We start from the raw sequence: 22,284 nt of genomic DNA, 5'->3' as shown, positions 1-22,284 counted from the left end.
GAAATCGGTGGTCACCGCTGCGGTTCCTCCGGAGCCTTCGCCACTGTGGCGATGATGTCGCGGGCCCCCGGCGAATTGCGCACGGCCAGCACGCGCTGGAAGACGGTGATGATGCTCAGCACCGCCAGGATGTACATGGCCGCGTACACCGCGTAGGACAGCCATTCGATACCGAAATATCCACCGATGCCGGTGAATCCGGCACCGACCAGTCCGATGACCAGACGGTCCGGGCGCTCGATCAGCCCACCGTCGGCCGACAACCCGCTCGCCTCGGCGCGGGCCTTGGCGTACGAGATCACCTGCGAGGTCACCAGCACCACCAGTGTCGCGACGAACAGGTGCTTGGAGTTCTCGTGGTACACCGACCACCAGGCCAGACCCGCGAAGATCGCGCCGTCGGCGACCCGGTCACAGGTCGCGTCCAGCACCGCACCGTATCTGGTGCCGCCGCCGCGCGCCCGCGCCATCGCTCCGTCCAGCATGTCGAACATGACGAACAGCCAGATCACCATCGTGCCCCAGAACAGGTGACCGCTCGGGAACAGCGTGACCGCCGCGGCGATCGAGGCCGTGGTGCCGATGAGCGTCATCGCGTCGGGGGTGAGCCCCGTGCTCACCAGCGCTTTGCCCAGGGGCGCGGTCGCTTTGGCGAATGTCTCGCGACCGAAGAAGCTCAGCACGCTACCGGGCTTCCTTTCATATGTCGGCTTCCTTCCAAGCCTGTGCCAGCAGTGCCCGGGTCTCCCTGAGCAGCTGCGGCATCACCTTCACTCCGCCGACGACGGTAATGAAGTTCGCGTCTCCGCTCCAGCGCGGCACGATATGTTGATGCAGGTGATCGGCGAGTGAACCGCCGGCGACACCACCGAGATTCAGGCCGACGTTGAAACCCTCCGGCCGCGACACCTGCTTCATCACCCGAATCGCCTGCTGGGTGAACGCCATCAGCTCGGCGCTCTCCTCCGCGGTCAGGTCCTCGAGGTTGGCGACGCGGCGATACGGCACCACCATCATGTGGCCGGGGTTGTACGGGTACAGGTTCAGCACCGCGTACACCTGTTCACCGCGCGCGATGATCAGCCCGTCCTCGTCCGACATCTCGGGGATGTCGGTGAAGGGGTGCCCGGTCTTCTTGGGCGCGTCGGTCTTTCGCTCGTCGGTGGCGCCGGTGATGTAGGACATCCGGTACGGGGTCCACAACCGCTGCAGGCGGTCGGGGTCCCCGGCACCGGTATCCACGATCTGCGACACATCCTCGGTCGGATCGCTCATCGAGCGCCTTGCACGATCTGGAAGCCCTCCGCGGTGGGAGAGGTGTTCTCGCGCCGCGAAACCCAGTCCACGATGGTGGCGATGGCGTCGGCGACGGGCACGCCGTTGACCTGGGTGCCGTCCCGGAAGCGGAAGCTGACCGCGCCGCCCTCGACGTCACGCGCGCCCGCGAGCAGCATGAACGGCACCTTCTGCGCGGTCTGGTTGAAGATCTTCTTCTGCATGCGGTCGTCGCTGCGGTCGACCTCGGCGCGAATGTTGTTGTCGCGCAGCTTCTCGATCACCGCGTCCAGGTGCTCGGCGAAGGTCTCGGCGACCGGGATGCCGACCACCTGCACCGGCGACAGCCAGGCCGGGAACGCGCCCGCGTAGTGCTCGGTGAGCACGCCGAAGAAGCGCTCGATGGAACCGAAGAGCGCGCGGTGGATCATCACCGGGCGATGCTTGGAGCCGTCGTTACCGGTGTACTCGAGCTCGAAGCGCTCGGGCAGGTTGAAGTCGAGCTGGATGGTCGACATCTGCCAGGTGCGGCCCAGCGCGTCCTTGGCCTGCACGGAGATCTTCGGGCCGTAGAAGGCCGCGCCGCCCGGGTCCGGCACCAGGTTGAGGCCGGAGTCGGTGGCCACCTTGCGCAGGGTCTCGGTGGCTTCCTCCCACAGCTCGTCGGAACCGACGAACTTCTTGGGGTCCTTGGTGGAGAGCTCGAGGTAGAAGTCGTCGAGGCCGTAGTCGCGCAGCAGCGAGAGCACGAACTGCAGCGTGGAGGTGAGCTCCGCGTGCATCTGCTCCTTGGTGCAGTAGATGTGCGCGTCGTCCTGGGTCATGCCGCGCACCCGGGTCAGGCCGTGGATGACGCCGGACTTCTCGTAGCGGTACACCGAGCCGAATTCGAACATGCGCAACGGCAATTCGCGGTAGGAGCGCCCCCGCGAACGGAAGATCAGGTTGTGCATCGGGCAGTTCATCGGCTTGACGAAGTAGTCCTGGCCAGGCTTGCGCACCGACCCGTCCTCGTTGTATTCGGCGTCGAGGTGCATGGCCGGGAACATGCCGTCGCGGTACCAGTCCAGGTGGCCGGAAACCTCGAACAGATGACCCTTGGTGATGTGCGGGGTGTTGACGAACTCGTAGCCCGCCGCGATGTGGCGGCGGCGCGAGTAGTCCTCGAGCTCCTTGCGGATGATGCCGCCCTTGGGGTGGAACACCGGCAGGCCGGAGCCCAGCTCGTCGGGGAAGGAGAACAGGTCCAGTTCCAAGCCGAGCTTGCGGTGGTCGCGCTTCTCGGCCTCCTCGAGCATGGCGAGGTGGTGGTCCTGCGCCTCCTGCGATTCCCAGGCGGTGCCGTAGATGCGCTGCAGGTCCTCGCGGCTCTGGTCACCGCGCCAGTAGGCGGCCGAGGAGCGGGTCAGCTTGAAGGCGGGGATGTACTTGGTGGTGGGCAGGTGCGGGCCGCGACACAGGTCGCCCCACAGCTTCTCGCCGGTGCGCGGGTCCAGGTTGTCGTAGATGGTCAGCTCTTTGCCGCCCACCTCCATGATCTCCGGATCGTCGATGCCGGACTTGTCGGAGATGAGCTCGAGCTTGAACGGCTCCTTCGCCAGTTCCACCCGGGCCTCGTCGATCTCGACGACGCGACGCGAAAAGCGCTGCGCGCCTTTTACGATCTTCTTCATCCGGGATTCCAGCTTGGCCAGATCCTCGGGGGTGAAGGGGCGCTCGACCTGGAAGTCGTAGTAGAAGCCGTCCTTGATGAACGGGCCGATGCCCAGCTTGGCCTCGGGGAACTCCTGCTGCACCGCCTGCGCCAGCACGTGCGCGGCGGAGTGCCGGATCACGTTGCGGCCGTCCTCGGAATCGGCGGTCACCACCTCGACCTCGGCATCGAATTCCGGGGTCCAGGTCAGGTCCTTGAGGTTGCCCTCGTCGTCCTTGACCACGATGACCGCACCGGGACCCTTGCTCGGCAGGTCTGCCTCGCGCACCGCGGCCCCGGCGGTAGTCCCAGCCGTGACCCGGACTCGGGCGGCGGGGGTCTGCTGGGGTGAGGTGGTCACGGCTGCGCACTCCTTGACGGTTGCCGGCGAACTCTCGATCCGCCGTACGGTTGGTCTGTATGGCCGGGTCACACCCGGCGGACCCACTCTATCGGCACGGTTGTGGCGTGGTGCCGATGGAGTCGCCCCGCCGCGCCACCGACCGGCCCGGACCTGCGGTCCGAGCCGGGCACGCCCGCGATGACCTGGCGATATACCGGGTTCGCAACGAATGTGACGCCGACTGACCGAAATTCTCCGGCGGCCGGCCGAGCGCGGCAAGCGATTTCGAAGGTTCGCACCCCACGCGGTGAATACCGACGCGCTCAGCCGCGTGCGGCGACCTCGCCCAGCAGTGTTTCCCGCTGTGCCGCAGGACGTTTCGGGCAGCTGGTGCACATCTCACACCCGGGCACCTCGAACACCAGGCAGCAGGAGATGCGCCGCACGAAGGTCCGCCCGCCCACATCCTGGAAGCGCGGCACCGGCAGCCGCCCGGCCACATCCCGCGCCAGCCGCGCCCCGGCCTCCTCGGCCCCGATATCGAGGGCGCGATTGCCGATTGCGTCGGCCACGATCGCCCACAGCGCGGCCACCCCGGCCCCGGAAACCTCGGCCACCACCGGGATCACCCGCGACAGCGTATAGCGCAGCGCCTGCCCGACCGGGGTTGTGGCGCAACAGGTCTCGACCCCGGCCGCCGTATCCGGTGCCCGCAACCGCGCCCCGGCCGCCAGCAGTCCCGACTCGGCGTCGAGCACCGCCGCCATCGTCTCGGTGCCGCGCGGGTCGATGACCAGCGGGGTGACGGCGACCCGATACCCGTGCGGTTGCGGAATGACGCGTTCCACGCCGCCGTCGGGCCGGATCTCCAGGCCGAGGTGCTCGAGCGCCGGATCGAAGGCGGGACCGTCCGCCGCGATGGCCGCCACGATCGGGTCGACCAGCGACGACGCCGCCATGCACCACCACAGCGTCCCCGAGACCCGGGAGTCGCTGGTGCCCCACGAGACCCCCATATCGGCGATCCGCTCGGTCAGCCACTGCGGGCTCAGCAGTTCGGTGCCCGCGACGACGGCCATCGAAACTGGGGGGTGCGCAACCATTTCCATCCGACTCCGATCCGGGCGGCGGCAATTCGCCGATCACTTCCACGATGTCACGTTCCGAGCCGCCGTGGGTACGCGTTGCGGCAACCTCCCCGCACTCCGTGCGCCGCGGCCTCCACAGAGGCGGCGCGCCCAGCGTATTCCGCGACCCGATCCCAGCACCGCAGGCGCGCCCGGATCGTCCGGCTCGCCCCGTCCGGCATCGAATCCGCCCCGCTCACAGCTCGTTCCGAGCGCTGGCAGCGGTGGCGGACCCGCACACGCAGCCGGGCGCGGGCATCCGTTGGGATGCCCGCGCCCGGCTACTCAGTTGTCCGTCAGCGGACCGCGGTCAACTCCGATAGGTGGTCGGCGGCGATCTCGTGGACGCCACCGTCGGTCACCTCCAGGACTCGGGCGGTGCCGATGTCGAAGAAGAGTCCGGAGACCTTCAGTCCGCGCGCGATCATGGCCTGGCGCACCACGGGGTGTGCCTGCAAGGTCTCCACCTGGGTGGCGACATTGACGATGGAAAGCTGGTCGGCCACACCGAATCCGGCGGCCGCGGCGGCACGGGCCACCGGGTCCTCCGGGGTGAACCGATCCAGGCTGGGGCGGGCGTGCACCAGCCAGTTGCCGAGGCCGGGCCCGGTGGGTCCGCCCGCGACCAGGGCCTTCATCGCCCCGCAGGACGAATGCCCGCACACCACCACGTTGTCGACGCCCAGTTCCTCGATGGCGAAGACCAGGGCCGCCTCCATGGAGGCGTCGCGCCCGTTGGCGGGCACCAGGTTTCCGACATTGCGGATGGTGAACAGGTCACCGGGTCCGGTGTTGGTGATGACGTTGGGCACGATCCGCGAATCCGCGCAGGTGAGGAACAGCGAGTGCGGATTCTGTCCGTCGCGCAGCTCGTCGAGGTGCGGGCGCACCACGTGGGCGTTGCGGCGGTGGAAGGCGGCCACCCCGGAGGCGATGGGGTTGTTGCCCTCGCTCTCATCCTCGGGACGCAGCACATCGTCGAGCAGGCCGCGGTGTCGGCCGCGGACCGGCGGTCCGCTGCTGGCGCCGGCCATGTTGGCGGTGCCGAGTTCCACGAATTCGACTGTGCCGCCGGTGCTCTCGTGCTGCTTGGCCCAGTCCTGGATGGCCTCGTAGGCGGCGTGGTCGATGAAGTCCACGCTCATCTCCACCAGCGCTTCGGCGCCCGCGGGCACCTTGCGCAGTTCGGCGGACAGCTTCGGCAGCGCCAGGAAGGTACAGGTGCCGTCGATGCTGATCAGCCAGCGGTCGCCACCGTTGACCTGGGTCGCGGCCACCGAGACCCGGACCACCCGCCACAGCAGCAGGCCGAAGGCCAGCGCCAGCCCGATGATGACGCCCTCGAGCAGGTTGAGGAACACCACGCCGAGGATGGTCACCAGGTAGACCAGCAGGTCGCCGGTGCGCCGGGCCAGCCGCACGTGCGCGAGCTTCACCAGCTGGATGCCGACCACGATGAGCAGACCGGCCAGCGCCGACTTCGGAATCTGCTGCACCAGGCCGACCAGCGCCACCGAGAACACCAGGATCCAGATGCCGTGCAGGAACGCCGAGGCGCGGCTGCGGGCTCCGGCGGTCACGTTGGTCGCCGAGCGCACGATGACGCCGGTGACCGGCAGGCCGCCGATCAGACCCGAAATGGTGTTGGCCGCACCCTGTCCCACGAGTTCGCGGTCGAAGTTGGTGCGTTCGCCGGTGTGCATCTTGTCGACCGCGACGGCCGAGAGCAGGCTCTCGACGCTGGCGATCAGGGCGATGGTCAGTGCCGCGAGCACCACCGCGCCCCAGTCACCGGACGGCAGTCCGGGCAGTCCGATCGCGTCGAACAGCGAGCCGTTCAACACGATTCGTTCCGGGCTGCTGCCGGGCAGCACCAGCGACAGCACGGTGCCGACCACGACCGCGACCAGCGGTCCGGGCAGCACCTTGAGCTTGCCGGGCACGTACTTCCAGCTCAGCATGATGGCGATGACGATCGCGCCGATGAGGAAGTCGTCACCGTGCAGGTTGAGCAGCTGATTGGGCAGTTCCCGCAGGTTGGCCCAGGCGGTGCTCTGCGAGGTGCCGCCGAGCAGCACGTGCACCTGCTGCAGCGCGATGGTGACGCCGATACCGGCGAGCATGGCGTGCACCACGACCGGCGCGATGGCGAGGGCCGCGCGGGCGATGCGACTGAGCCCGAACAGAATCTGCATGATTCCGGCCAGGACGGTGATGAAACAGGCTGTCTTCCAGCCGAATTCACTGATGGTGGCGGCGACCACCACGGTCAGACCGGCGGCGGGACCGCTGACCTGGAGTGGGGATCCGCCGATGAGGCCGACGACCACACCACCGACGACCGCGGCGATGAGACCGGCGGCGATGGGTGCGCCGGAGGCGACCGCGATACCCAGGGAAAGGGGTAGCGCGACCAGGAATACGACGAGGGATGCAGGTAGATCGTGACGCAGCAGATTGTCGAATCTGCTCGATCTGATACCTGGCGGTGAATCGGTGTCGCGAGACATATCGCTCCTTCTCCGGAAGCGGTGGAGCTTCGGAAGAGAACATGTGCGGGGGCATCGAAAAGCGCTGTGGACAGCTTTGGCCACAGACTCACCGGACTGAGTGAAGGTAAGGCTAAAGGTAAAGACTTAGCAAAGTCTGAGAAAAGCTGTGTATCAACGTAAAAAGGGTGTGAACCCGTTCGGGTCCACACCCCTTGATCCGCATGTCAAGCGGGTTGGGGAACCGCTCTGACCGCATCACCGATTTCCGCGATCCCATCGATGGTGACCTCGACCACGCGGGCGGTGGCTATGTCGAAGAACAGCCCCGAGACCACCACACCGCGTTCCGCCACCCCGCGCCGGACCACCGGATGCGCGTAGAGCGTCTCGAGCTGCACCGCCACGTTCACCATGCTGAGCTGATCGACCGCCGGGAAGCCCGCGAGCGCGGCCGCCGTCCGCACCGGATGCCCGAGCCGGTAGGCCTCGAGGCTGGGCCGCGCGTGCGCGAGCCAGTCGTCCAGGCGCGATCCGGTGACCAGTTCGCTGTAGAGCGCGTCCATCGCCCCGCAGCCGGAGTGCCCGCACACCACCACCGAGCGCACGTCGAGTTTGTCGAGCGCGTAGATGAGCGCGGCCTCCATCGAGGAGTCCTGGTTGTGGCGCGGAACGAGATTGCCGATATTGCGGATGGTGAACAGGTCACCCGGCCCGCTGTTGGTGATCACGTTCGGCACGATCCGCGAGTCGGCGCACGTGACGAAAAGCGAGTCCGGTTCCTGACCGTCGCGCAGCACCCCGAGGTGCGGCCGCATGACGTGCGCGTGCCCGCGGTGATAGGCGGCCACGCCCTCGACGATTCGGCCCGGCTGCCCGGCGGTGCGCACCCACGGACCCAGCGCCTCGTTCAACAGCAGCCGCGAATGTCCGCGGGCGTGCGGTCCGGCGGCGGCGTCGGCCATGCGCACCGAACCGACCTCCACGAATTCGACCGTGCCACCGCCATTTCGGTGTTCGTCGACCCATTCCTGCAGCGAGTCGTAGGCGGCGTGGTCGAGGAAGTCGACGGTCATCTCGACGACCACGTCGGCCCCGGCGGGCACCTTGGCCAGTTCGGCGGAGAGTTTCGGCAGGGCCAGGAAGGTGAAGCTGCCGTCGACGAGCACTCGCCAGCGCAGCTCGCGTCCGGGTCCGGCGCTCTCCGGCGAGGCGGTCACGGTCACCCGCACCACCCGCCACAGCAGCAGCGCGAACGACAGCCCGAGTCCGACGACCATGCCCAGCAGCAGGTTCCAGAACACCACCACGAAGATGGTGGCGCCGTAGACGACCAGATCGCCGGTGCGCTGGGCGCGGCGGATGTGGGCGAGCTTGATCAGCTGGATGCCGACCACGATGAGCAGTCCGGCCAGTGCCGCCTTGGGAATCGAGCGCACCACCCCGACCAGCGCCACCGAGAACAGCAGGATCCACAGGCCGTGCAGCATGGTGGAGGCTTTACTCTGCGCGCCCGCTTTGACATTGGTGATGCTGCGGACGATGACCGCCGCCACCGGCAGCCCGCCGATCAGTCCGGACACCATGTTGGCGGTGCCCTGTCCGATCAGTTCCCGATCGAGATCCGTTCGGCGCCCGACGTTCTGGCGCATGCGGTCGACCGCCACGGCCGATAGTAGGGTCTCCACGCTGGCGATGAGCGCGATGGTGATCGCCATCAGCGCGACCGTCGCCCAGTTGCCGTGTGGCACCGAGGGCAGTCGCAGTTCGTCGAACAGTGACCCGTTGAGCACGATGTGCTCGACGCTGACCGGCAGGATCGCCGCCAGCGCGGTGGCCACCACGACCGCGGCGAGCGGTCCGGGGATGCGGCGCACCGGTTGTGGCATGCGCTTCCACCCGACCAGCATGGCGATCACGGTCAGTCCGACGAACAGGTCGCCGGGATGCACCGAGGCCAGCTGATGCGGCAGCGCGGTGATGCTGTCCCACGAGGAGCTCAGTGAGTTGCCGCCCATCAGCACGTGCACCTGCTGCAACGCGATGACCACGCCGATGCCGGCGAGCATGGCGTGCACCACGACCGGTGCGATGGCCAGCACGCCGCGCGCGATTCGGCTGAGCCCGAACATGATCTGTAGCGCACCGGCCAGGATGGTGATGAAGCAGGTTGCCGCCCAGCCGAATTGGTTGATGGATTCGGCGACTACGACGGTGAGGCTGGCGGTCGGCCCGCTGACCTGCAGGGCCGAGCCGCCGAGTAATCCGGCGACCACGCCGCCGACGACGACGGCGATCAATCCGGCGGCGACCGGCGCACCGGTGGCGACGGCGATGCCGATGGACAGGGGTAGCGAGACGAGGAACACGACTATCGACGCTGGCAGGTCGTAGCGGATCACGGCCGCGAGGCCGGGAAACGACGTCCGTGGAGGCTGATCGGTGTCGGTGGACATATTTCTCCTTCGCCGGCACGGCTCGGCCGCCCGGTTCATCGGTCAACATGTACTGGCATCGAGAGCGAGCGACGGGCGAGGCTGGAGAACCACGACGCTGCAGAACGCGGGTAATCGTAAAGACAATGCAAAGAAGATGAAAAGCGTTTGCGGCAATTGATGAGAACCTCTACCAAACTGTGACCTACCTCACGTAGCGCGGCGCTCGCCGAAACGTCATCTGCTGTTCACCCGGCGCTCCGATCTGCGACGTCGGGGGTGCCTAGATTCCGGCCAGCTTGCTGTTGTCCCGGAGCGAGTCGGGCCGGGTCGTCGGCTTCCGTTCGTCGCCGACCAACCCCCGGAAAGGGACACTGCGAGATGTCGCTCCCCCGCCGTGCCGTCCTGCTCGCAGCCGCACTCGCCGGCGGGATGGTGGTGACCGGCTGCGGCAATGTGGTCGTGCAGCCCGCGCGGTCGACCGCCACCCCGTCCTGGACGCCGCCGCCGGGCACCACCGGCGAACTGACTCTGTATTCGGCCAATCCGGAGGATCTGACCACCGATCTGGTGGCGGCGTTCGGTCAGGTCTCGGGTGTGCGGGTACACGTGTTCAGCGGCGAAACCGGCAAGATCACCGGCAAATTGGACACCGAGTGGGCGCAGCCGAAGGCCGATGTCGTCTATCTGGCGTCGTGGACCCCGGCGGCGAAGTACTCCCTCGACGGCCGCACCGTGCCCTACACCCCGGCCGGTGCGGATCGGGTGCATTCGGGCTGGTTCGGCAAGGACCACGGTTTCATCGGCCGCGACGGCTCGGCGCTGACCATGGTGGTCAATACCAAGATCGCGCCGCGGCTGCCCAACGACTGGGCGGACCTGGCCGCACCCGAGTTCCGCGATCTGGTGACCATGCCCGATCCGCGCGAATCCGGTACCGCCCGTGACCTTCTCGCCGCCATGGTCAGCGCCTGGGGCCGCGACCGCACCTGGGGGATGTTCGATTCGCTGTTCGCCAACGGCATGACGGTGCACGGCGGCAACGGTCCCGCGCTCGACGATGTGGTCTCCGGTGCGCACGGGGTCGTGCTCGGCGGCGTCGATTACTCCGCCTACGACGCCGCGGCGCACGGTGCGCCGCTGCGGGTCATCACGCCGTCCTCCGGCACGGTGGTCACCCCGCGCCCGATCCTCATCCTGAACACCACCCGCAACCCGGTGGCCGCCAAGGCGCTGGTGGACTTCATGTTCACCCCGCAGGCGCAGCGGATCACGGCCGCCCACAAGATGATTCCGGCCCGCATCGACGTCCCGGTCGCGCCGGGCACCCGCGATTACACCGACGTCAAGCAGCTGGCGTTCTCCTGGGATCAGGTCAAGGGCGACGGTGACGCCATCCTCGCGGAGTTCACGCAGCGCTATCTGAGCTGACGGAAATCCGCTAACACGGCGGATACATTGCGCGCCTTTCGCGTTCACACCTGCTGCCCACAATCTACGCATGTTGCACCAGGGGCCCACGGTCGCGGAGATCCTCGCATCGCACGAAAGCGGTAGCGGCTCACCGATACAGACGGCCGCCCGGGTCGCGGACGCCATCGCGGCGCGCGGTGCGGACGGCACCTGGATCACCCCGGTGCCGCGGGAACGGCTGCTGGCGGACGCCGCGGAGATCGAACGGCGGCCCGGGGCGCGCATGCTGCCGCTGTACGGGGTGCCGTTCGGGGTCAAGGACAGCATCGACGTGGCGGGCTGGCCGACCACCCTGGCGTGTCCCGACTTCGCCTATGTGGCAACCGAAACCGCGCCCGCCGTACAGCGCCTGCTGGACGCGGGCGCGCTGTTCGTCGGCAAGACGAACCTGGACCAGTTCGCGACCGGGTTGAACGGCACCCGCACGCCGTATCCGATTCCGCGCAGCGTGTACGACGACGAGTTGATCTGCGGCGGTTCCAGTTCCGGGTCGGCGCGGGCGGTGGCGCTGGGGCAGGTGCCGTTCTGCGTGGCCACCGACACCGCCGGATCGGGGCGGGTTCCGGCGGCGCTCAACGGCATCGTGGGGTGGAAACCGTCGCGGGGGTTGATCAGCACGGTCGGCCTGGTTCCGGCGTGCCGGTCGCTGGACTGCATGACCCTGATGGCCACCACGGTCGAGGATCTCGACCTGGTCTTCGACGTGATCGCGGGGGTGGATCCACGGGATCCGTGGAGCCGGGTGCGCGGGCCGCGTTTCCCGGGAGGACGCCTGCGGGTCGGGCTACCGGAAGCCAAGGAGCTGGACTTCTTCGGCGACGAGGTTTTCGAGCGCGCGCATCTGGGTGTGCGCGGGCGGCTCACGCGCAGCGGATTCGATTGCGTGCCTATGACATTGGAGCCCTTCCTCGAAGCCGGGGACCTGCTCTATCAGGGACCGTGGGTGGCCGAGCGGCTGGTGGAGTTCGAAGAGTTCCTCGCCGAACACCCGGACTCGATCCTGCCGGTGATCCGCGAGATCCTCACCGGCGCTTTCCGATTCACCGCCGTGGACGTGTTCCGCGCACAGCAGACCCTGCAACAGTTGCGAGCGGTGGTCGCGCGCCTGTGGCACGAATTCGATGTGGTGGTCACCCCGACCATCGGCACCACGTTCACGGTGGCGCAGGTGCTGGCCGATCCCATCCGAACCAACACCGTGCTCGGCCACTACACACATTTCGGCAATCTGCTGGATCTCACCGCCATCTCGGTCCCGGTCGGGGCCGCGGCCGACGGCCGCCCGGTGTCGGCCATGGTCTTCGGTCCCGCGCTCGCCGACGACCTGGTCCTGGCCGCCGCCGCCCGCATTCTCGACGAGCCGCGCCGCCCGGCCGCGCACCCGAATCTCCGGCTCGCACAGAAGGAACGACCATGACCGCAGACCATCAGATTCCGGCGCAGCCCACGGCTTTCGGCTTCGACCCGAGCTCGCTGGCGCTGGTCGTCATCGATATGCAGCGCGACTTCCTGCTCCCCGGCGGGTTCGGCGAGAGCCTCGGCAACGATGTGGCCCTGCTGCGCACCGTGATCGAGCCGCTGGCCGGGCTGCTGAGCGCCGCCCGCGCCGCGGGCATCACGGTGATCCACACCCGCGAAGGCCATCTGCCCGACCTCTCGGACTGCCCGCCCGCGAAGCTCGCGCGCGGAAACCCTTCCCAGCGCATCGGTGATCGCGGCCGTTTCGGTCGCATCCTGATCCGCGGCGAGTACGGCCACGACATCGTCGACGAGCTCGCCCCGATCGCGGGTGAGGTGGTGATCGACAAGCCCGGCAAGGGCGCGTTCTACGCCACCGAGCTCTCGGATGTGCTGACGGGCAAAGGTATTCGCTCGCTGCTCGTCACCGGCGTGACCACCGAGGTGTGTGTGCACACCACGGTGCGCGAGGCCAATGACCGCGGCTACGAATGCCTGGTCGTCTCCGACTGTGTCGGTTCGTATTTTCCGGAGTTCCAGCGCGTGGGGCTCGAGATGATCGCCGCGCAGGGCGGCATCTTCGGCTGGGTCGCCGATTCCGGATCCGTCGTCGGCGCACTCGAATCCGCCGCGTCCTCCCCCGCTCCGGCTCAGTGAACAGGAACACCCATGTCCGTCTCCACCTCCGCGACTGATCAAAAGACGCCCGGCCCAACGCTTTCCCTGCCGTGGTGGACACGCGGCGACACCAATGCGTTCTTCGGACTCTCCTTCAACATCCTCGTCAATGTGCTCACCCTGACCACCCTGTCCATCGCGGTGGTGAAGATCCCCAGCAGCGATGTGCTCGGCACGGTACTGCCCGCACTGGGTGTCGCATTGGTGCTGGGCAATCTGTATTACATGGTGCTGGCACGTCGCCTGGCTCGCCGCGAGAATCGCGACACGGTGACCGCGCTGCCGTACGGACCGAGCGTGCCGCACATGTTCATCGTGGTCTTCGTGGTGATGCTGCCGATCTACCTGAAGACCGGTGATCCGCTAAAAGCCTGGTCGGCAGGGTTGGCCTGGGCGTTCATGATCGGCGTGATCGTGATGATCGGCGGCTTCGTCGGCCCGTTCATCCGCCGCATCACCCCGCGCGCGGCCATGCTGGGCACCCTGGCCGGTATCTCGATCACCTTCATCGCCATGCGGCCCGCCTCGCAGATGTTCGAGGCGGCCTGGATCGCGCTGCCGGTGCTGGCGATCATCCTGATCGGGTTCTTCACCGATGTGAAGCTGCCGGGCAATCTTCCGGTCGGCCTGGTGGCGCTGCTGGTCGGTACCGCGATCGGCTGGATCGGCGGCTACATGTCGGTGCCGGATGTGTCCAAGGCCGCGCACGATATCGCGCTCGGGCTGCCGGATCTGCGGTTGCACCTGCTCTTCGACGGGCTCGGGCATCTGGCGCCGCTGCTGGCGACCGCGATTCCGCTGGGCGTCTACAACTTCACCGAGGCGATGAGCAATGTGGAGAGCGCCGCGGCGGCGGGCGACAACTACAACCTGCGCAGTGTGCTGCTGGCCGACGGGTTCGGCGCGATCATCGGCTCCGGGTTCGGTTCGCCGTTCCCGCCCGCGGTCTACATCGGGCATCCGGGCTGGAAGGATGCGGGCGGGCGCACCGGCTACTCGCTGGCCAGCGGTGTGGTCATCGGATTGATGTGTCTACTGGGCCTTTTCGGGGTGCTGTCGACGCTGCTGCCGATTCCGGCGATCGTGCCGATCCTGCTCTACATCGGTCTGCTGATCGGCGCGCAGGCGTTCCAGGCGGTGCCGAAGCTGCACGCGGTGGCCGTGGTGGCGGCGCTGATCCCGAACCTGGCGCAGTGGTGTCAGGGTCAGATCGACAATGCGCTGTCGGCGGCGGGCACCACCGCCGACAAGGTGGGCATGGGCCCGCTCGGGCAGGCCGGTGTCGTCTACGACGGCATGAAGACGCTCGGTGAGGGCGCGGTGCTTGCCGGGCTGGTGCTGGGCACCATGGTGACCTTCGTGCTCGAAAAGCGTTTCATCGCAGCGGCTGTCGCGTCGGCGGCGGGTGCGGCGCTGGCCTTCATCGGGCTGATCCACGCCAGTGAGGTGGCGTGGGCGGCCGCGCCGAAGGTGGCGCTTGGCTACCTGTTCTTCGGGCTGGTCTGCCTGGCCTGTTCGTTCCTGCGGCCGACTCCGGCCACCGACCCGGTCGAGTCCGCGCCGGAGGCCGCGACGCCGGTGCCGGAAGCCGGTGCCGTCGAAGCCCCGAAGGCCGAGGAGGTCACCGCCTGATCGCCGCGCCGGGCCTGCCGCTTGCGCCACCAGCGGGTGGTGTTGGAGTCGAGCAGGCCCAGCGCGGTCACCAGCCACGCGACGACCGCGACGAACAGCAGTAGATGCCCGACGACACGAAACGCGGTGAGCTCCAGCGCACTTCCGGTGGACAGGGTGGCGACGGCCGTCATGCCCAGCGGGAACACCGTGGCCCAGCGTCGAATGTCGTAGTGCGGCCGGGGATTCGCTATCTCCGCGGCCACCAGCACCAGATAGATCGCCCAGTTCAGCAGCAGCAAGGTCAGGGTCGCGCTGGTGAGCGCGGTATGCATGAATCCCGTCCAGCCGGGGACCAGCACCAGTTTGGAGGCGGCCAGCGCGGAGATCGCCAGCGCGCCGGTGGCGACCCACTGATCGCCCGCACCCGACCAGATCTGACGGAAATCGAAGTGGGTCAACGCCACCGCGTACAGCACGATCCCCAGGAAGAACCAGACCAGCGCGAATACGGTCAGCGGCTTCGAATCGTGCGCCGCACCCAGTGTCGCGGCCAGTACCGCGAGCCCCTGGGTGGAGACGCAGACCAGGAACTCCGCGCCCGGCATGCGCCGGTTCCAGTGCCGGGTGACCGCACTCAGCAGCACCGGCCACCAGACGACCGCCAGGATCAGCGCGGCGAACGCCACCAGGTGCCAGCCCAGCATGGCCATGCGGGTGCCGAGCACGGTGGTGGCGGCGACCCCGATCAATCCGGGCGGGGTCGCCGCCTCACCTTCCCAGCGTTCACGCTGCCATCGCAGCCGCACCCCGAATTCGATCGCGAGCAGTATCCACACCGCTCCGGCCAGGATCAGCAGAAGTCGCGAAATCGGTTCCACGCCACTGAGATGCAGGCCGATGGAGATGATGCCCGTCGCCATGACGAAGGCGCCTGCTGCGGGTGGTAGGTCCCACCACGATCGGTTCGCCATCGGTGTATCCCTTCAGCCGGTGCTAGAAGTCGATGCGTTCCCAGCCGCGGCGCGGCGCGCGCTCACCGAGCTGCTTGGGATCGCGGAAGCGGTAAACGATGTAGGGGCGGAACAGGTATTGGATGGGGGCGCTGAACATGTGGACCAGCCGCGTGAACGGCACCAGCGCGATCAGGAGCATGCCGATGACGGCATGGATCTGGTATTCGACCGGCACGCCTTCCATCCGCTCCGGCTGCGGGTTGAGCGAGAAGATGCCGCGCGCCCACGGCGCGATGGTGTCGCGGTAGTTGTAGCCGTGGCTGATGGAGGAGTGAGACAGCTTGGCGTACATCCCCAGCAGGATCGCGGCCAGCAGGAAGACGTACATCACCTTGTCGTTGCGGGTGGTGGCCCGGAACACCGCGGCCTTGGTACGGCGGCGGTAGATGAGCATCAGGATGCCGGCCACGGTGAGCACGCCCGCCGCGGTGCCGCCGAACAGCGACAGCAGGTGGTAGGCGTGTTCGCTCAATCCCAGTGCGTCGGTCCAGGACTGGGGCACGAACAGGCCCATCAGATGGCCGACGAGCACGAACAGGATGCCGTAGTGGAACATTGGTGAGGCGATATTGAGCAGCCGCGACTCGTAGGACTCCGAGGAGCGGGTGGTCCAGCCGAACTTGTCGTAGCGGTGCCGCCAGAACAGTCCGCCGATCAGCGACACCAGGGTGATGTAAGGCAGTGCGCCCCAGAGGAATACCTGCATCAGTGCTCTCCCTTGACCAGAACGGGCAACAGGTCGAGATGCCCGTAGGGCACCAGGCCGACGTCTTCGGAGCGCGGGCCGGAGCGGGCCAGGGCGCGCGCGGCGGCCCGGTCGCGCGGTGACGCCCCGGGCAGGGTCGCGCACAGTGCGGAAACGACGGTGGCGTAGGGGGTTCCGGCGTCCTGCAGGGCGATGCGCAGCAGTTCCAGGCCGGGCCGGTGCGCCAGCAGCAGCTGCTGGTCATCGGTGGCCGCGATGAATTCCAGGACCACCGGCAGGTAGTCGGGGAGTTCGGTGGCGTTCAGGGTCATGCCGTGCTCGCGGTAGGTCTGCTTGATCTCGATGAGCGACTGTCCGCGCCGACGGGTGTCGCCGTCGAGCCACCAGGTCAGGTGCAGGCAGTGCTTGTTGTGGAAGTCGAAGACCCGCACGTACTCCTGGGCCAGCTCCGCCGGGTCGGTGGCGCGGGCGTGGTCGAGGAACGGCCGCAGCGCCGGTGCGGCCCCGGCCAGCAGCGGGATGCGGTCGTGGAACTCGGCGTCCGGATAGTCGAGGCAGTGCGCCGCGGACTGATACAGCGCCGCGTGGCGGCGAGTGCGCATCACACCTCCTCGTCGGCGGTCTGCTGTTTGCGGAGGATGTGAAAGTTCTCGATCGTCATGAGCGGCAACATCTTTCGCCCGGAGTCGTCGCCGAACGGTCCGGTCGCGCCCATACCCGGGCCGCCCTCGTAGTCGAGGCTGCACCCCTCGGGCAGCGCCGATTCCTCGAGCGAGCGGGCATCCCCGGCCGCGGCGGTCGGGATGACGTAGCGGTCCTCGTACTTGGCGATGGCCAGCAGCCGGAACATCTCGTCGAGCTCGGTGCCGGTCATGCCGACCATTTCCGCGATCGATTCGTCCTGGGGGTCACCGAGATTCACGTTGCGCTGATAGGAGCGCATAGCGGCGAGGCGGGCCAGCGCGTCCTTGACCGGCACCGTGTCACCGGCGGTGAACAGTTCGGCGAGGTATTCGACCGGGATGCGCAGCGAGTCGATGGCGCCGAACAGGTTTCCGGCGTCCTCGCCGTCGAAGCCGGTCTCGGTCAGCGCGTCCACCACCGGGGACAGCGGCGGGATGTACCAGACCATCGGCATGGTCCGGAATTCCGGATGCAGCGGCAGCGCGACTCGGTACTTGCTGATCAGCGCGTGCACGGGTGACCGGCGGGCGGCCGAGATCCACTCGGCGCTGATGCCTGCTCGCTCGGCCTCCTGGCGCACCTTCGGGTCCTCCGGATCCAGGAAGACGCCCAATTGCGCCTCGTAGAGCCCGGTTTCGTCGGTGGTGGAGGCCGCCTCGGTGACCTTGTCGGCGTCGTAGAGCATGACGCCCAGGTAGCGCAGGCGACCCACGCAGGTCTCCGAACACACGGTCGGCAGGCCGACCTCCATGCGCGGGTAGCACATGGTGCACTTCTCGGCCTTGCCGGTCTGATGGTTGAAGTAGATCTTCTTGTACGGGCACCCGGTCACGCACATGCGCCAGCCGCGGCAGCGGTCCTGATCGACGAGCACGATGCCGTCCTCGGCGCGCTTGTAGATCGCGCCCGACGGGCAGGAGGCGACGCAGGCAGGGTTGAGGCAGTGTTCGCAGATGCGCGGCAGGTAGAACATGAAGGTCTGCTCGAACTCGAAACGCACCTTGTCGGCGGCCTTTTCGCGGACCTTGCGGACCATCGGGTCGGCGTCACCGTGTTCGGTCGCGCCGCCCAGGTTGTCGTCCCAGTTGGAGCTCCACTCGATCTGCATGGGCTTGCCGGTCAGCAGGGAGCGCGGGGCGGCGACCGGATAGTCGTCGCCCAGTGGGGCATTGGTCAGCGAGCGGTAGTCGTAGGTCCACGGCTCGTAGTAGTCCTTGATCTCCGGCAGCACCGGGTTGGCGAAGATCGAGAGCAGTTTGCGTAGTCGCCCGCCGGCTTTGAGTTTGAGCCGCCCGCGCCGGTCGAGTTCCCAGCCGCCCTTCCACTTCTCCTGATCCGACCAGATCTTCGGATAGCCCAGTCCCGGACGGGTTTCCACATTGTTGAACCACACGTACTCCATGCCGGAGCGGTTGGTCCAGGTCTGTTTGCAGGTGACGCTGCAGGTGTGGCAGCCGATGCACTTGTCCAGGTTCATCACCATCGCGAGCTGTGCCATGACGCGCATCAGAACTGCACCTCCTGCGAGCGGCGACGGATGACCGTGACCTCGTCGCGCTGGTTGCCGGTGGGACCGAGATAGTTGAAAGCCCAGGACAATTGGGCATAGCCACCGATCAGGTGGGTGGGTTTGAGCAGCACCCGGGTCAAGGAGTTGTGGATGCCGCCGCGTTTGCCGGTGGTCTCGGTCTTGGGCACGTTGACGGTGCGCTCCTGGGCGTGGTTCATGTACACGGTGCCCTCGGGCATGCGGTGCGAGACGATGGCGCGGGCGACCACAACACCGTTGCGGTTGACCGCCTCGATCCAATCGTTGTCGGCGACGCCGATGGCCGCGGCGTCCTGCGGGGACATCCAGATCACCTGTCCGCCACGGGAAAGCGACAGCATGAACAGGTTGTCCTGGTATTCGGAGTGGATGGACCACTTGTTGTGCGGGGTCAGGTAGCGCACGGTGACCTGCCGGGTGCCGTCCGGCCCGAGCTCCGGTTCACCGAAGAGCCGGTGCATGTCCAGCGGGGGCCGGTACACCGGCAGTGCTTCGCCGAGTTCGTGCATCCAGTCGTGGTCGAGGAAGAAATGCTGTCGACCGGTCAGGGTGTGCCAGGGCTTGAGATGTTCGGTGTTGAGGGTGAAGGCGGTGTAGCGGCGTCCACCGGATTCACTGCCCGACCATTCCGGTGAGGTGATCACCGGCACCGGGGCGGCCTGGGTGTCGGCGTAACTGATCCGCTTGCCCTCGTGCTCGGCCGCAAGTTCGGCCATCGGCTGCCCGGTGCGCTTCTCGAGGGTGTGGAAGCCCTGGGTTGCCAAGCGGCCGTTGGTGGTTCCCGACAACGCCAGAATCGTATTGGCGGCCTGGATGGCAGTCTCGAGTTTCGGCCGTCCCCTGGCCGGTCCGGCACTCACGATGCCGTTGAGCTTGCCGAGGTACTCGACTTCCTCGTCGGGTCGGAAGGCGATGCCCTTGACCGGCAGGCCGAGCTTCTCGGTCAGCGGGCCCAGCGCGGCGAACTTCGCGCCGACGGCGGTGTAGTCGCGTTCGACCACGGCCAGATTCGGCATGGTCACACCGGGTTTCGGCTCGACGTCACCGCTCTTCCAGTCCAGTACCACGCCGCCGGGCTGGGAGATCTCGCCCGGAGTGTCGTGCTGCAAAGCGGTGGCGACCAGGTCGTGGCGGACGCCCAGGTGGTCGACGGCCAGCTCGCTGAGGCGCTCGGCGATGGCCTTGAACGCCTCGAAGTCGGTGCGCGCCTGCCATGGCGGGTCGACGGCCGGGGAGAACGAGTGCACGAACGGGTGCATATCGGTCGAGGACAGATCGTGCTTCTCGTACCAGGTGGCGGCGGGCAGCGTGATGTCCGACAGCATGGTCGAGGACGTCATGCGGAAGTCCAGGGAGACAAGCAGATCCAGCTTGCCCTGGGGTGCGTCCTCCCGCCAGGTCACGTCGCGCGGCCGAGCGCCCTCCGGGGCCTCCGCCGCCGACAGCGAGGACTGGGTGCCCAGCAGGTGTTTGGTGAAGTACTCCGCGCCCTTGGCCGAGGAACCCAGCAGGTTGGCCCGCCACAGGGTCAGTACGCGTGGCCAGTTGCGCGGGTTGTCGGGGTCCTCGATCGCGAATTTCACTTCGCCGGAACGGATCTGCTCCACCGTGCGCGCCACCGCGTCCTCGCCCTCGCCGAGTTCGAGAGGGTTGTGGTCGAAGGTCGGGTACGACGGCATCCAGCCCATGCGCGCGGACTGGGCCAGGCAGTCGATGGCGGTCATGCCTTCGAAGCGGCCGTCGCCCAGCGGGGAAGCCAGGACGTCGGCGGTGAAGGCGTCGTAGCGCCACTGGTTGGTGTTGACGAACCAGTAACCGGTGCCGATCATCTGGCGCGGCGGACGACCCCAGTCGGTCGCGCCCGCGAGGGTGGACCAGCCGGTGAACGGGCGCACCTTCTCCTGGCCGACATAGTGACCCCAGCCGCCGCCGTTGCGGCCCTGACAGCCGGTGAACTGCAGCAGGGCCAGGAAGGCGCGGTAGATGGTTTCGGAGTGGAACCAGTGGTTGGTGCCCGCGCCCATGAGAATCATGCAGCGGCCCTGGGACTTCTCGGCGGTGGTCGCGAACTCGCGGGCGATCTGGACGCAGGCGGCGGCCGGAACGGAGGTGTGGACCTCCTGCCAGGCGGGGGTGCCGGGGGCGTCGGCGTCGTCGTAGGAGTCCGGCCAGTCGCCGGGCAGGCCGTCGCGGGCGATGCCGTACTGGGCCAGCACCAGGTCGAAAACCGTTGTCACCAAAGGGCCGTCGGCGCTGAGTCGGTAGGCGGGGACGCCGCGAGTGAGGACTTCTCCGCGACCCTGGCCGTGTTCGCCGCCCTCGGTGTCGAAGCGCGGCAACAGGATCGGGACGCCGTGGCCTTCGCCGTGCAGCGTCAGGCGCGGGGAGATCTCGCCGAGGTCGAGGTTCCATTTGCCCTCACCCTCCGCGGTCCAGCGGAAGCCCAGGGAGCCGTTGGGGACCGCGAGTGCGCCCGTCTTCTCGTCCAGGACAACGGTTTTCCACTCCGCGCCAGGGGTGGTGTCACCGAGGTCGGCGGCGCGGGCGAACTTGTCGGGCACGTAGGCGCCGTCGCGTTCGGTCAGCGTCACCAGGAACGGGAGGTCGGTGAAGCGTTTGACGTAGTCGGTGAAGAACGGGACCTGACGGTCGATGAAGAACTCGCGCAGGATGACGTGGCCCATGGCCAGGGCCAGCGCGCCGTCGGTGCCGGGGTGCGGATGCAGCCACTGGTCGGCGAATTTGGCGTTGTCGGCGTAGTCGGGGGCGACGACCACGACCTTCTGCCCCCGGTAGCGGGCCTCTGCCATCCAGTGCGCGTCCGGGGTGCGGGTGACCGGGACATTGGAGCCCCACATGATGAGATACGCGGCGTCCCACCAGTCTCCGGACTCCGGGACGTCGGTCTGGTCGCCGAAGACCTGGGGTGAGGCGACGGGCAGGTCGGCGTACCAGTCGTAGAACGACAGCATCGGTGCGCCGATCAAACCCATGAACCGCGCGCCCGCGGCGTGCGAGACCATGGACATGGCCGGGATCGGGGAGAAGCCCGCGATGCGGTCGGGGCCGTAGGTCTTGATGGTGTGGACGTGGGCGGCGGCGATGATCTCGACGGCTTCGTCCCACAGCACCCGCACCAGGCCACCCTTGCCGCGCGCCCGCTGGTATTCACTGCGGCGTTCCGGGTCGTTCTGGATGTCGGCCCAGGCCAGCACCGGATCTCCGGTGCGGCGCTTGGCTTCCCGATACATCTCGAGCAGCACGCCGCGAATGTAGGGATACCGCACGCGCGTCGGCGAATACGTGTACCAGGAGAACGACGCGCCACGCGGGCAACCGCGCGGCTCGTATTCCGGGCGGTCCGGGCCGACGGACGGGTAGTCGGTGGCCTGGGTTTCCCAGGTGATGATGCCGTCCTTGACGTACACCTTCCACCGGCACGAGCCGGTGCAGTTCACCCCGTGGGTCGAGTAGACGATCTTGTCGTAGCTCCACCGGTCGCGATAGAAGGTGTCGCCCTGACGTCCGCCTCGATACGCGACGCTGTGCAGGTCGGTCGCGGTGTGACCGCGGTGGAAGTACTTACCCGTCTGCAGGATCAGTGCGTCGGGTTCCGCCATTTCGCCCCTGACTCTCGACCGTCCACGCGACTGCGCGGATTCCATCAAAACCCGGCGCGGCGACTCACCGGCCACGGCACGCCGTGGAGATTGCTGAAAGTGCGCTGAAGTGTGCCGCCGGTGCGCC

14 protein-coding genes and 1 pseudogene are annotated in these 22,284 nt (G+C 67.7%); 4 read left to right on the top strand and 11 right to left on the bottom strand.

Annotated elements, in window-relative coordinates; translation table 11 throughout:
- Positions 1-11: 11 nt before the first annotated feature.
- From pgsA to OG300_RS06755, 6 genes are all read right to left on the bottom strand, one after another.
- Positions 12-683, bottom strand: coding sequence for a phosphatidylinositol phosphate synthase (gene pgsA, locus OG300_RS06780; RefSeq protein ID WP_405493255.1), 672 nt, complete (start codon positions 681-683; stop codon positions 12-14).
- Positions 684-699: 16 nt separating this feature from the next.
- Positions 700-1,275, bottom strand: coding sequence for an HIT family protein (locus tag OG300_RS06775; RefSeq protein WP_405493253.1), 576 nt, complete (start codon positions 1,273-1,275; stop codon positions 700-702).
- A complete protein-coding gene (gene thrS / locus OG300_RS06770) occupies positions 1,272-3,329 on the bottom strand; it encodes a threonine--tRNA ligase (protein ID WP_405493251.1) in 2,058 nt (685 codons plus the stop codon). The genes OG300_RS06775 and thrS overlap by 4 nt, the downstream gene beginning before the upstream one ends.
- A gap of 305 nt (positions 3,330-3,634) precedes the next feature.
- Positions 3,635-4,414 carry a (2Fe-2S)-binding protein gene (locus OG300_RS06765; protein ID WP_405493249.1) on the bottom strand — a complete coding sequence of 260 codons (780 nt, stop codon included), beginning with the start codon at positions 4,412-4,414 and terminating at the stop codon, positions 3,635-3,637.
- A gap of 320 nt (positions 4,415-4,734) precedes the next feature.
- Positions 4,735-6,948, bottom strand: coding sequence for a SulP family inorganic anion transporter (locus tag OG300_RS06760; RefSeq protein ID WP_405493247.1), 2,214 nt, complete (start codon positions 6,946-6,948; stop codon positions 4,735-4,737).
- Positions 6,949-7,154: 206 nt separating this feature from the next.
- Positions 7,155-9,383, bottom strand: a complete 2,229-nt coding sequence (locus OG300_RS06755; RefSeq protein WP_405493245.1) for a SulP family inorganic anion transporter — start codon at positions 9,381-9,383, stop codon at positions 7,155-7,157.
- 360 nt (positions 9,384-9,743) lie between these two features.
- Between OG300_RS06755 and OG300_RS06750 the strand changes: the two genes are divergently transcribed.
- From OG300_RS06750 to OG300_RS06735, 4 genes are all read left to right on the top strand, one after another.
- Positions 9,744-10,793, top strand: a complete 1,050-nt coding sequence (locus OG300_RS06750) for an extracellular solute-binding protein (RefSeq protein ID WP_405493243.1) — start codon at positions 9,744-9,746, stop codon at positions 10,791-10,793.
- Between the two features lie 70 nt (positions 10,794-10,863).
- Positions 10,864-12,252 carry an allophanate hydrolase gene (locus OG300_RS06745; RefSeq protein WP_405493241.1) on the top strand — a complete coding sequence of 463 codons (1,389 nt, stop codon included), beginning with the start codon at positions 10,864-10,866 and terminating at the stop codon, positions 12,250-12,252.
- Positions 12,249-12,950 carry a cysteine hydrolase family protein gene (locus OG300_RS06740; protein ID WP_405493239.1) on the top strand — a complete coding sequence of 234 codons (702 nt, stop codon included), beginning with the start codon at positions 12,249-12,251 and terminating at the stop codon, positions 12,948-12,950. Before OG300_RS06745 ends, OG300_RS06740 begins: the two co-directional genes overlap by 4 nt.
- Positions 12,951-12,962: 12 nt before the next feature.
- On the top strand, positions 12,963-14,603 hold the full coding sequence (locus OG300_RS06735; RefSeq protein ID WP_405493237.1) for a regulator: 1,641 nt from the start codon (positions 12,963-12,965) through the stop codon (positions 14,601-14,603).
- A gap of 65 nt (positions 14,604-14,668) precedes the next feature.
- Here the strand turns inward: OG300_RS06735 and OG300_RS06730 are convergent.
- The 5 genes and pseudogenes from OG300_RS06730 to OG300_RS06710 form a co-directional block, all read right to left on the bottom strand.
- Positions 14,669-15,556 (bottom strand): annotated as a pseudogene (locus OG300_RS06730) (tellurite resistance/C4-dicarboxylate transporter family protein); the annotation flags it as partial.
- Positions 15,557-15,578: 22 nt separating this feature from the next.
- Positions 15,579-16,304: a respiratory nitrate reductase subunit gamma gene (narI, locus tag OG300_RS06725; RefSeq protein WP_405493235.1), complete on the bottom strand. Its 726-nt coding sequence runs from the start codon at positions 16,302-16,304 to the stop codon at positions 15,579-15,581.
- Positions 16,304-16,906, bottom strand: a complete 603-nt coding sequence (gene narJ, locus OG300_RS06720) for a nitrate reductase molybdenum cofactor assembly chaperone (RefSeq protein ID WP_405493233.1) — start codon at positions 16,904-16,906, stop codon at positions 16,304-16,306. Before narJ ends, narI begins: the two co-directional genes overlap by 1 nt.
- A complete protein-coding gene (gene narH, locus OG300_RS06715) occupies positions 16,906-18,495 on the bottom strand; it encodes a nitrate reductase subunit beta (RefSeq protein WP_405493231.1) in 1,590 nt (529 codons plus the stop codon). The genes narJ and narH overlap by 1 nt, the downstream gene beginning before the upstream one ends.
- On the bottom strand, positions 18,495-22,157 hold the full coding sequence (locus OG300_RS06710) for a nitrate reductase subunit alpha (RefSeq protein ID WP_405493229.1): 3,663 nt from the start codon (positions 22,155-22,157) through the stop codon (positions 18,495-18,497). Before OG300_RS06710 ends, narH begins: the two co-directional genes overlap by 1 nt.
- Between the last annotated feature and the right edge of the window lie 127 nt (positions 22,158-22,284).

This window comes from Nocardia sp. NBC_00511, from assembly GCF_045161165.1.
In the GTDB taxonomy this organism is placed as follows: domain Bacteria; phylum Actinomycetota; class Actinomycetes; order Mycobacteriales; family Mycobacteriaceae; genus Nocardia.
The sequence above is the reverse complement of the archived record's forward strand: the minus strand, read 5'-3'. Positions and strand labels throughout refer to the sequence as shown.